Genomic DNA, 11,953 nt, shown 5'->3' with positions numbered 1-11,953 from the left:
CCCGCCGGAGCCGTGGAACCCGGCGTCCACCCGACGCGACAGCCGGGCCCTCACGCTGCCCACCATCAGCCCAACACGTCGAAACGGCCCGCCAGTTGCACTGACGAGGCGTCATGAAATGCCGAGGTTAATGACCGCCGACACCACGGCGACACAAACCCCCTCACCACCGGCTACGTAGACCAGATGTTCTCCGGGTCATCGATTCCAAGCCATTCCCATCGACCCGTTCTGGCGCGATCAGGCGCAACCGGAAAGGCTCATTCCGATCTGTGGTCGACAAGGTCGCCCATGATTGAGTGGGGCGCAGTGATCCACAACACTAGGAGTGGCCTTCAATGAGCCTTTCGTCGGATTATCCTGACGTCCCCAAGTGGGAAGAAAATCCCAGCGGTTACAAGACCGGAGCCGTCGCCAAATACAAGGGCAATATTTTCCGTGCCGCTTTCTGGGCCTCGGAGCCGGGAGTGGGAGACCCCGACAAGAACGGCTGGCGATTCTTCGACGAGCTGTACGACCAGACCCCGCACAAGCCGACCGAGCGGGCGAACATCATCGCCTACATCCCTACCTGGCGGAAGAAGGAGGGATTCGACTACGGCAAGGGCGAGATGTATCAGTACATCACGCACGGCATCATCGCGTTCCTGACGTTCAGCGACAAGGATTCCGGGGCGTTCGACCCCGCGTCGGTCAGGGAGATCAGCACCATTCTCCCGGACGTGCTCATCGCCGCGAACACGTACAGGACCAAGATCATGGTCGCGCTGGGCGGCGCGAACGACTACGCGTTCCTGGACCTGATGACGGCGATCGGGAACGACCCGGCCTCCCCGAAGCTCGACCAGACGGTCCGCAACGTCGTGGACTACGTCACCCACAACGGCCTGGACGGCGTCGATCTCGACCTGGAATGCTGGTGGGGCCGGCCCGGCGACCAGGACCAGGGCGGCCGGATGAAGAGTGACGGGCCGCACCCCGCGGGGCAGGGTCTGACCCTGTTCGCCAGGAAACTGAAGGAGGCCATGCCCGACAAGATCGTGTCGGCGGCCGTCTTCGGTACCTCGTGGTACGGGAACAACTACGACCCGGACATGGCCGAACACCTCGACTGGCTCGGCGTGATGACCTACGACCTCACCGGGTCGTGGGACAAGTCCCCGGTCGGCCCGCACTCCGCCCTGCACAAGATCCGCGGGAAGGACACGGCGAAGATCCGTGAGGCGGATGTCTATCTGGAGTCGTACCTCCGCGAACAGCAGGGCGGCTGGCCGGGGGCCAGGGCGGGCGCTGGTTCGGACGCCCCGGGTGGCGACGCTGTGGAGAACAATCCGATCCTGTCGGTCGAGGACTGCCTCTGGTACTGGACGAATCCGCTCTTCATGAACTGGCAGGGCAAGGGGCAAGGTGTGGACCGCGGCAAGATCGCGGCCGGAGTGCCCATCTACGGTTACGACTTCGCCGCGGCCAAGGAACCGGACGACCTGACCGGTGAAGTGCCCCCGGGGTACAAGGTGCTTCGATACAAGGAAATCCTGGACGAGTTCCCGGACGCCCTTGAGGCCGAGGACGCGAACATCAAGGTGGACGGGAGCACGCCCCGCCCCGAGCTCGCCGAGCCCCTGCCTCCGGGTGAGTACCCGTACGCCCACAACATCTATTTCGAGACCCCGGACACCGCCGTCACCAAGCTGAAGTTCCTCAAGGGAGTTGGCGCCAAGGGCGTCATCATCTGGGAACTCTCTAATGATGTCTGGGAAGACGGCAAGAGCATCATCAAGGCCCTTTACCTCGCCTCCGGCAACCCGGTTCCTGAGTCCTCGCCGATCACGGATCCGCCGGTCCCTGTGGCCTATTCGTACCTGTGGGACTCCACGGGCTTCCTGGGGCACGCGAGCGATCTCCTTCAGTTCCAGGACGACGGCACCAAAGACAACGGCATGCGGCAGTTCTCGGCGCGGCTGTGGAACATCCCCGACGACGCGGACTGGAAGTCCGTCGCCCAGAACTGCCCGGCGGTGATCAAGAGGCAGTACTTCAACCGGCCGACCCGCATCGTGGACAAGGGTGCCCTCGGACTTTGGGGTGAGTTCGACGTCCTCGACAACGACGACGTGCCGGACTGGTTCTGGGGGCACGTGGAGGAGAAGGGCGGGGCACCCGACGGGTACACGCGGTACGCCTCGCGCCTCTGGGGCCTGTCCCTCAGCGACGACTGGCAAGAGGCCGCGAAGCAGACCCCGGCGCTCATCGCGGGTCAGTACTTCGACGAGCCGACGGAGATCGAGGACAAGGGAGTCGGCGGACTCTGGGGCATTTTCGACGTCAGTAACGAACTGAGCCCCATCCCCGCGTTCACCACGGTGGCCAGGGGCGAGAACGACTGCATGTACTGCCAGGTCGACACCCTTTCCGCCAAGGACCTGGACGGCCTGGGCAACGTGGAACGGTTCAACCTGACGAACACGATGACCATCGGTGAGAGCGCGCCCTTCCTCTACTCGGTCATCACCAAGGGCGACGGCTCGGTCGATTTCCCCGAGGGCGTCGTCATGACCATCAAGGACCCCGGCGGGAACACCTATGACGAAGACGTCGAGGAGGACGGAAAACTCGTCAAGATGTCCGGCGACTCGGTCCGGTACCTGATCGTCAAGGATCCTCAGGCAGGCGACTGGACCATGTCGATGAGCGTGACCAGGGACGCCGAGTTCCGGTGCGAATGCAACACCGTGCCGAGCGCGAACGTCTACGACACCCTCCTTGAGACCCGCCGGATACTCGACGCAGCGCAGGGCCTCGCCCCTCGGGATCTCGGCAAGACCGGTGCCACGGCGCTCGCGGGTGTGGCCGCGATCGCGTTCCTGGCTCCTGAGATGCTCCCGCTCCTCGCCTTGGGCATGTTCATCTTCGGCATCGGGCTTACCGCATCCAAGGTGATCGCCGACAACCTGGCGGACACGTCGGAGAACATGGCGGCATACTCGCGGGTTCTGTCGCAGTTGGAGAAGAGCCTTCTGGAAGAAGGCCCTGCCGCCTTGGACAAGTACGTCTGGCTGATCGGCAAGAACGTTTCCGGCCCGGAGGTCTACGAGCTTCTCAAGCGCCCCCAGAACATCATCAGGTGGGCCGGGGTGCACGTCGAGGTGCTTCAGCTGGTCGAGCACATGACGGACCCGGAAGAGCAGAACTCCATTCGCCACGTGTTCTGGCAGTGCCTGCTCAAGAAGAGGCTGGGTGAGGAATTCGCCAGGGCGATGGGCGAGGCGCACGAGCGTGGCCGCCCCGGGTCCGACGCGGACAACGCAGCGGACGAGAAGAACAACGAGATCGGCCTCCGCCTCGCGGACGAAGTGAAATCCGACAAGGAATGCAAGAAGCGCGTCCACGAGATGTGGGAAGCGGGAGAACTCGCCATCCGGCCCGACTACGAGTCGGACCCGACCTGATGCCGGCGTAAGAGAGCATCGACGGACGGCACCACCGAGCAGGTCCCAGGGTCCCTTGCAAGATTGAGCTTCGTCCGGTTCGCCGGAGTGGCATGGAAACAGGCAGAGTGTCCCCGTTCGGACAGGGAGTGAACGCAGTACAGGCACGGTCTCGGTGATCATGTGAGTGTCGAAGTCCCATGAACACTTGGCGAGTCCGTGCCTGCTCCTGCATCTTCCCTCATGCCCGCCGGCCTGGGCCAACTGGCCCGGGCTTCCGCCCCGGCCCCGCTGGCGGACGCGGTCCGTCTGTCCGGATTTCTGGGCCTGGTGCCTGATCCGCGAGGTGTCCGCGGCCGTCGCTATCCGCTGTCCGCGCTGGTGGCCGCTGCCGCAGCGAGTGTGCTGGCCGGTGCCCGGTCGCTGACCGCGATCACCGAGTGGATATCCGACGCTCCCGCGTGGGCCTGCCGAGCCCTCGGCTTCCCGGTCGACCCGCTGACCGGCACGGTGTCCGTCCCGCACCCCCACACCCTGCGCCGCCTGCTGGTCCAACTCGACGGTGATGCCCTGGACCAAGCGATGGGCGCCTTCCTCACCGCCCGCGCCGCGCCGGACAGCTCCGGGCTGCGGGCCATCGCGGTCGACGGGAAAGTGTTGCGCGGCTCGCGCACCGCCACCATCCCGGCCGTCGCCCTGCTCGCCGCGATGGACCACACCGGAAGCGTCCTCGCTCAACGGCAGGTCGCCGACAAGAGCAACGAGATCCCCGCCTTCGCCCCGCTGCTGGACAGCATCGACCTCACCGGCACTGTCATCACCGCCGACGCCCTGCACACCCAGCACGCCCACGGCACCTACCTCCGAGGCCGCGGCGCCCACTACATCGCGCAGGTCAAGGCCAACCACCCCGGTCTGTTCGACACGGTCCGCCGTCTGCCCTGGCGCGATATCGTTCTCGACCACTACGACCGCGCCCGGGCCCACCACCGCCACGAGATCCGGCGCCTGAAGACCGCTGCCTTCGCTCACCTCGACCACCCCGACGCTCAGCCACGGCAGCTGTAGTTCTGGTATCTGTGCTGTTCAGCAGCTTGGGGGCTGGGTCCGGACATGGGTACGGCCACCATGATCATGAACGTTTGTGACGACGTTTCAAGAAGCGGTGGCCGTGGAGGTCACGATAGCCCAGGCCGCCTGGGACCGGTTGTTCGGGGCGGCGATGGATGCGATCGCGGGCTGCTTCGCGCGGCGTGAGACACGTGCGACGGCCGCGGAGATGATCACCGGGCTACTCACGGAAGTGGACACGCGAAACTGCTGGACGCTGGCTCAGGCGCTGGGACATCCAGGCCCGCACCGGCTGCAGCATCTGCTGTCACGGGCGAGGTTCGACCATGACCGGGCCCGGGAGGAGATCGCCCGCCTGGTCGTGCGGGAACTCGCAGGTCAGGACGTGGTGCTGGTTGTGGACGAGACCGGGGACGCGAAGTCATCGACCGACTGCGTCGGCGCCGGCCGCCAGTACTCCGGCGCGATCAAAGGCGTCGGATTGTGCCAGGTCGCCGTGCACCTGGCCGCGGTCACCGAGTCGGTGCGGGTGGTGATCGACCGGACCCTGTACTTGCCGAGGGACTGGGCTGGGGACGAGGAGCGCCGCGAAGCAGCCGGCGTCCCGGAGGAGATCATGTTCGCGACGAAGCTGCAGCAGAGCGCCGCCATGGTCAAAAACGCGCTCGAGCTGGGTGTCCGGGCACGCTGGTTCGCCGGTGACGATGTGTATTCGGGCCGTGAACTCCGCCAGATCATACGGGGGTTCGGGCTCGGTTACGCGGTCGGCGTGTCCCACACATACACGGTCACGGACGGAGCGGGCCGCAGCTGGAAGGCCCGCCAGGTGATCAACAAGGTGCTGCCGCACCAGTGGATGCGCATGCAGACCGGGCACGGAACGAAGGGCACCCGCGAGTACGACTGGGCCTGGCTCGATGTCCGTGCGGACGACACCCCCAACGGACACGAAGATGACGGCACCAGCGTCCTGGTCGCTCGCCGGCACCGGTACACCGGCGAGATCTCCTTCTTCCGCTGCTGGTCGCCCGAAGATGTCACCCTCGCCCAGCTGGTGGAAGTGATCTGCCGACGGTGGCGGATCGAGGAGACTTTCCAACTCGGCAAGACCTTCACCGGCCTGGATGAAGGACAGGTGACCTGCTGGAACTCCTGGATGCGCTGGTCGCTGTTCTCCCTTGTCGCATCCGCCGTCCTCGCCCTGACCGCGGCCGCCACGACTACGGCCGGCCCCGCCGGACCAGCCCGTCTCGTCCCGTTGACCTGCCCCGAACTCGTCCGACTCCTTCGGGCGTTCGTCCTCACACCACCCGTCCGGGACACGGAACACATCCTGCACTGGATGGCCTGGCGCCGCCACCATCAAGCCATCGCACAAGCCTGCCACCAGCACCGACACGCTCTCCAGGACCAGCCATGACCAGAACTACAGCTGCCGTGACAGAGCCGTTAAATTGACACACCCCGTGCGTGCCGAATTCGAGGCGAATTCCAGGAGTGCGGACGCTTCGACCACTGCGACCGCGCATGCCCACACTCCTTCAGCATGAACTTCGATTACATGCCGGAGCCGCACTGGACGTAGCCTGACATCGGCCGCACACGCCGGAGGACGGTCTGCCGCCCTGTGCGCGTGGGAGTGCCTGGCGTTAGAGTTCCCCCTATGAACAGGCAGGCCCCGACGCTGGAGGATGTCGCGCGGGAGGCGGGGGTGTCCCGCGCCACCGTGTCGCGGGTCGTGAACGGCGTGCGCAACGTCGATCCCAGCATCCAGGACCTGGTCCGCAGCGCGATCGAACGGACGGGCTACACGCCGAACCGGGCGGCGAGGGCGTTGGTCACCCGACGCACCGGAACGGTGGCCCTCACCGTCTCCGGTGCGGGCGACGCCTTCGCAGGCCGCGTGTTCGCCGACCCGTTCTTCGGTCGTGTCGTCAACGGCGTCGTGGGGTATCTCCGGGCACGCATGATGCAACCGGTGCTGCTGTTCGCCGAGTCGGAGGCGGCCAGGAAGCAGGTGGTCGACTACGTGCGGCAGGGCAGCGCGGACGGCGCGCTGGTGGTCTCTGTGCAACCGGACGACCCTCTGCCGGACATGCTCCTCTCCGCCCGCGTCCCCACGGTGCTGTTCGCACGTCCCGCCCGGACGGCACCGATCGGTTGCGTCGACCTGGATCACTACGCGGGGGGACGCCTGGCCGGAGAGCATCTCCTGGCCCGCGGCTGCCGCCGTATCGCGGCGATCAGCGCTCCGCCGGACCTCAGGGCCGGCCGGGAACGCCTCGCCGGATTCCGCGACGCCCTGGCCCGCGCCGGGCACGGCAGCCCTCCCGCGGCCGAGGGCATCTTCACTCTGGACAGCGGGGCGACGGCCATGGCCGCGCTGCTGCGGGACCACCCCGCGGTGGACGGAGTGTTCGCGGCCAACGACCTGATGGCCCAGGGCGCCTGCCAAGTCCTGCGGGAACTGGGCAGGCGCATACCGGAGGACGTCGCTGTCGTCGGGTTCGACGACTCGAGCATCGCCGTGACATGCCGGCCGCCGCTGACCACCGTGCGCCAGCCGGTGGAGGAGATGGCGGCGGCCATGGCCAGGATGCTGGACGAGCAGGTCCAGGGCACCCGCACCGAACCTCGCACCCTCGTCTTCGAACCGGAACTGGTCGTACGAGAGTCCGCCTGATCCGGCGTGTCTTCGCCGGGTGCACACCACTCGGCCCTGCCGCCGCGCGTGCTCTCGCGGCAGCCGACGACAGGGCACCGGGTATCAGTGCGGTCAGGCGTGGAACTCCCGGTGGGCACGGATGATCTCCGCGTACCGCAGGCCGCTCGTTTTGACGGTCCGGGCTTGTGTCGCGTAGTCGACATGGACGAGGCCGAAGCGCTTGTCGTAGCCGTAGGCCCACTCGAAGTTGTCGAGGAGGGACCAGGCGTAGTAGCCAGCCAGCGGCACTCCCTTGCGGACCGCCCGGGCGCAGGCGCTCACGTGCTGCTCCAGGTAGCGGGCCCGGTCGGGGTCGTGGACGGCGCCGTCGGGCGAGACGGTGTCCGGGAAGGCTGAGCCGTTCTCGGTAACGTACAGCTCGCGGACCCCGTAGTCGTCGGTCAGGCGCAGCAGCAGGGCCTCCAGGCCCCCGGCGTCGATCTGCCAGTCCATGCCGGTGCGCGGTACGTCGGGCAGCCGGACCTCACGGGCGTACGGGACGGGGCCCCGGGGGTCGTCGGTGACGGTTGTAGGGAAGTAGTAGTTGAGGCCGTGCCAGTCGAGCGGCGCGGCGATCGTGTCCAGGTCGCTGGGGCGCTCGGGCAGTTCCACGCCGTACAGTTCGCGCATGTCGGTGGGGAAGCCGCGGCCGTAGACGGGGTCGAGCCACCAGCGGTTGGTGTGGCCGTCCATGCGGGTGGCCGCCGCGATGTCCTCCGGGCGGGTCGAGGCGGCCTCGACGGTGGAGTGGTTGGTGACCAGGCCGACCTGTGCGCCGGGGGCCGCCGCGCGGATCGCCCGGGTGGCGAGGCCGTGGGCGAGCAGCAGGTGGTACGAGGCGTGCACGGCGGTGGTCAGGTCGGTCAGGCCGGGTGCCATGCGGCCCTCCAGGTGGCCGATCCAGCCGGAGCAGAGGGGTTCGTTGAGGGTGGCCCACCGTGTGACGCGGTCGCCGAGCCGGGCGGCGACGGCGGAGGCGTAGGCGGCGAGGTGTTCGGCGGTGTCGCGTACGGTCCAGCCGCCGCGGTCCTGAAGGGCTTGGGGCAGGTCCCAGTGGTAGAGGGTGATGTTGGGGGTGATGCCGGCGTCGAGGAGGGCGTCGACGAGACGGTCGTAAAAGTCAAGGCCGGCCGCGTTGACCAGTCCGTCACCGGCGGGCACCACACGGGGCCAGGCGACGGACAGGCGGTAGGCGTCGGTGCCGAGCCGCTTCATCAGGGCGATGTCCTCGGGCCATCGGTGGTAGTGGTCGCAGGCCACGTCGCCGTGGTCGTCGCCCGCGATCTTGCCCGGGGTGTGGGAGAAGGTGTCCCAGATCGACGGTGCCCGACCGTCCTCGGCAACGGCGCCCTCGATCTGGTAGGCGGAGGTGGCCGTGCCCCAGGCGAAGCCGGCGGGGAAGGCGGCGAGGTCAAGCGAATCGGACACAGAGAGCCTCTCAGGGATGGTCGGGCGGGACGGTGGTGGTGCCCCGGCGGCTACTTGACGGCGCCGGCGGTGAGGCCGGTGACGAGGTAGCGCTGGAGGAGCAGGAAACCGGCGACGACGGGCAGGCTGACGACGAGTGAGGCGGCCATGATCTGGTTCCAGTACACGTCGTTCTGGGTGGAGTAGCCCTGCAGGCCGACGGCGAGGGTGCGGGTGGTGTCGTTGGTCATGACGGAGGCGAAGAGGACCTCGCCCCAGGCGGTCATGAAGGCGTAGACGGCGACGGCGACGATGCCGGGGATCGCTGCCGGCACGATGACCCGGAAGAGGGCGCCGAGCGGTCCGCAGCCGTCCACCTTGGCCGCCTCGTCGAGGTCTCTGGGCACCGAGTCGAAGTATCCGATCAGCATCCAGATGGAGAAGGGCAGCGAGAAGGTGAGGTAGGTGAGGATCAGGCCGCCGCGGGAGCCGAACAGGGCGATGCCGGTGGCGTTGCCGATGTTGACATAGATGAGGAACAGCGGCAGCAGGAACAGGATGCCCGGGAACATCTGCGTCGACAGCACCGTCACTGTGAAGACGCGCTTGCCGCGGAAGGAGTAGCGACTGACCGCGTAGGCCGCGAACACGGCGATGGTGACGGAGCAGACGGTCGCCGCGCCGGCCACGATCAGCGAGTTCATGAAGTAGTCGGCCAGCGGGACCGTGTCCCAGATGTCGAAGTACGGGCGGACGGTGAGGCCCGAGGGGATCCACGCGAACTTCCCCGACACGTCCTCCAGCGGCTTCAGTGAGCTGGAGATCATCACGTACACCGGCAGCAGCACGAAGACGGTGAGGAGGGTCAGGAAGATCCGCCGGCTCCACAGGAAGGACTGCGGGGCGGCCATCGGGGAACGGGCCTGCCGGTGGGCGCGCCTAGGCATCGGTGGTCTTCCTTCCTCGGGAGGTGAGCCAGAGGTAGACGCCCGTCACCACGAGCAGGAACAGCAGGAGTAGGACCGACATGGCGGAGCCCGTCCCGAAGTTCCAGGTCTGGAACGAGGACTGGTAGATGTGGATGGAGATGAGGTCTGCGGCTTCCGGCGCCGCCTCGCCGAACAGGACGAAGGGGGTGTTGAAGTCGTTGAACGTCCACAGGAACAGCACCAGGACGAGGACCTGGTTGACGGGGCGCAGCGAGGGCAGGGTGATGCGGCGGATCTGCTGCCAGATGCCTGCGCCGTCGAGGGCGGCGGCCTCGTAGATGTCCTTCGGGATGTTCTGGAGCCCGGCCATGATGATGAGGAAGGCGAAGGGCCAGCTCTTCCACACCGAGACGACGAGCAGGGCGATGAAGCTGTTGTCGCCGATCAGCCAGAACGGAGGGCTGTCGGTGAGCCCGAGCTGGCCGTGCAGCACGTGGTTCACCAGGCCGTTGTCCCGCTGGAACATGAACGCCCAGGTGATGACGGCGGCGTAGACGGGCAGAGCGTACGGCACCAGGAAGAGCGTGCGCAGGATGCCCCGGCCGCGGAAGGTCTCCTGCATGAAGATCGCTGCGGCCACTCCGAGCAGCCAGCACAGGCCGACCGAGAGGACGGTGAACAAGCAGGTGGTGAGGAAGGACTTCAGTAGCGCCTCGCCGACGGGGGCGTCGAAGTCGATTGCCAGGGAGTAGTTGCCGAGGCCGGCCCAGGGCGCGGTGCCCCAGTCGCGGATGTAGAACTGGGTCAGCTCCTTGAAGCTGACGACGATGCCGATCACCATCGGCACCAGGTGGACCAGTAGTTCGAGGAGCAGAGCGGGGAACAGCAGCAGGTACGGCAGTCCGATGCGGCGCAGCCGCCCGGGGCGGCGCCTGCGCGGCGCCGCCCCGGGGACGTTCTTGCGTGCCGTCCGCTCGCCTGTGCCCAGGGCAGCGGTGGTGGTCATGGCGGTGTCCGTGCTCACTTCTTGGGCATCTGCTGCTGGGCCTTCTCGAGCTTGGCCCGCACTGACTCGGTGGTCACCGCACGGCCGGCGGCGGCGTCGGCGAAGAGTTCCTTGACGGCGGTGCCGACGACGGTCTCGAACTGCGACTCCTCGGGGACCTGCGGCAGGGCGGTGGCGCTGGTCGCCAGGGTCTCGCGCAGGACGGCGAGTGCCGGGGTGTTGAAGGCCGGGTCCTGCTGGGCGGCCTTGACCGGCGGGATGGAGCCGTAGGCCTTGTTCAGGATGACCTGTTCCTCGTCGCTGGTCATGAACTTCACGAACTTCTTGGCGCCGTCGATGTTCTTGGTGTTCTTGAAGACGGCCATGTTGATGCCGGCGACCATCGAGTTGGTGGCCTTGCCCGGGCCGGGCTCGCCGGACTGCACGGGAGCGGGCGCGACGCCCCACTCGTCCTCGTTCATGCCCTGCGCCTTGAAGGTGGCCGACGCGGTCTGCCACAGCACCATGGCCGTCTTGTCCTTGGCGAAGTCGCTCAGGGACTGGTTCTGCGCGTACTCGGCGTTGCCCGGCGCGATGATCTTGTCTTTGGCCATCAGGTCGACGTACTGCTTGACCGCCGCCACGGCGCCGTCGGAGGTGAAGTCGGCCTTGCCGTCGGAGCTGAAGAAGTCCGCGCCGTGCTGCTTGCCGAGGACGAAGACCTGGTGGATGTTGTTGGAGAGGTTGGAGCCCTCGGCGCCGAGCCCCCACTTGCCGTTCTGGGAGAGCTTCTTGCCGGTCTCGGCCAGCTCCTCCCAGGTCATCGGCGGCTTCTCGATGCCAGCGTCGGCGAACATCTTCTTGTTGTAGTAGAGCGCGTAGGCCATGGAGTACAGGGGGACGGCGGCCGGGTCCTGGCCCTGGACGCCGGTGGAGCCGAGCGCGGACTCCACGAAGCGGTCCTTGCCGCCGATCGCCTCGAAGTTCTTCGTTTCCCAGGGCAGCAGGGCACCGCTGGCCTGGAGCGAAGCACTCCAGGTGTTGCCGATGTTGAGGACGTCCGGGCCCTGACCGGAGGTGGTGGCGGTGAGGATGCGGTTGAGGAGGTCCCCCCAGGGCACCACCTCCAGCTTCACCTTGATGCCCGTCTGCTTCTCGAACTTGTCGAGTTCCGGCTGGAGGACCTTCTTATCCACCTCCAGGTTCGCGCCCTGGTTGGAGGCCCAGTAGGTGAGGGTCTTCGGCTGCTCGTTGGAACCTTCCGTGCCGGAGGACCCCCCGCCGCAGGCCGCCACGGTGAGGGCGAACGAGAGGGTGACGGCGCCGACGGCTGCGACTCTGATTCTGCGCATGACTCCAGAGGCCTTCCGGGAAGTGACGAGATCGCTCGTGGAGGCAGGCGGGAGCAGCGCCTCGCGCTCCCCGGCCC

8 protein-coding genes are annotated in these 11,953 nt (G+C 67.2%); 4 read left to right on the top strand and 4 right to left on the bottom strand.

The genetic code is table 11. The features are described from left to right. Positions 1–338: 338 nt before the first annotated feature. From ACX25U_RS39420 to ACX25U_RS39405, 4 genes are all read left to right on the top strand, one after another. Complete coding sequence (locus tag ACX25U_RS39420; protein WP_454387250.1) at positions 339–3,449, top strand: glycoside hydrolase family 18 protein; 3,111 nt, start codon at positions 339–341, stop codon at positions 3,447–3,449. Positions 3,450–3,671: 222 nt separating this feature from the next. Next, entirely contained in the window at positions 3,672–4,496 is an 825-nt protein-coding gene (locus tag ACX25U_RS39415) for an ISAs1 family transposase (protein WP_454387248.1), read from the top strand. A gap of 76 nt (positions 4,497–4,572) precedes the next feature. Next, positions 4,573–5,919, top strand: coding sequence for an IS701 family transposase (locus ACX25U_RS39410; RefSeq protein WP_454387246.1), 1,347 nt, complete (start codon positions 4,573–4,575; stop codon positions 5,917–5,919). A gap of 243 nt (positions 5,920–6,162) precedes the next feature. After that, positions 6,163–7,182: a LacI family DNA-binding transcriptional regulator gene (locus tag ACX25U_RS39405; RefSeq protein WP_454387244.1), complete on the top strand. Its 1,020-nt coding sequence runs from the start codon at positions 6,163–6,165 to the stop codon at positions 7,180–7,182. 93 nt (positions 7,183–7,275) lie between these two features. Here the strand turns inward: ACX25U_RS39405 and ACX25U_RS39400 are convergent, their stop codons facing one another. The 4 genes from ACX25U_RS39400 to ACX25U_RS39385 are packed head-to-tail and all read right to left on the bottom strand — an operon-like array spanning position 7,276 to position 11,876. Continuing rightward, on the bottom strand, positions 7,276–8,631 hold the full coding sequence (locus ACX25U_RS39400; protein ID WP_454387242.1) for a GH1 family beta-glucosidase: 1,356 nt from the start codon (positions 8,629–8,631) through the stop codon (positions 7,276–7,278). Positions 8,632–8,681: 50 nt separating this feature from the next. Then, positions 8,682–9,521, bottom strand: a complete 840-nt coding sequence (locus tag ACX25U_RS39395) for a carbohydrate ABC transporter permease (protein WP_454394710.1) — start codon at positions 9,519–9,521, stop codon at positions 8,682–8,684. A gap of 28 nt (positions 9,522–9,549) precedes the next feature. Continuing rightward, positions 9,550–10,545, bottom strand: coding sequence for a carbohydrate ABC transporter permease (locus tag ACX25U_RS39390; RefSeq protein WP_454387240.1), 996 nt, complete (start codon positions 10,543–10,545; stop codon positions 9,550–9,552). 14 nt (positions 10,546–10,559) lie between these two features. Continuing rightward, positions 10,560–11,876, bottom strand: a complete 1,317-nt coding sequence (locus ACX25U_RS39385; RefSeq protein WP_454387238.1) for an ABC transporter substrate-binding protein — start codon at positions 11,874–11,876, stop codon at positions 10,560–10,562. Positions 11,877–11,953: the final 77 nt, after the last annotated feature.

The sequence above is a fragment of the Streptomyces sp. JNUCC 63 genome (genome assembly GCF_054366325.1).
Note: the sequence above shows the minus strand (reverse complement) of the source record. Positions and strands in the feature narration are given on the sequence as shown.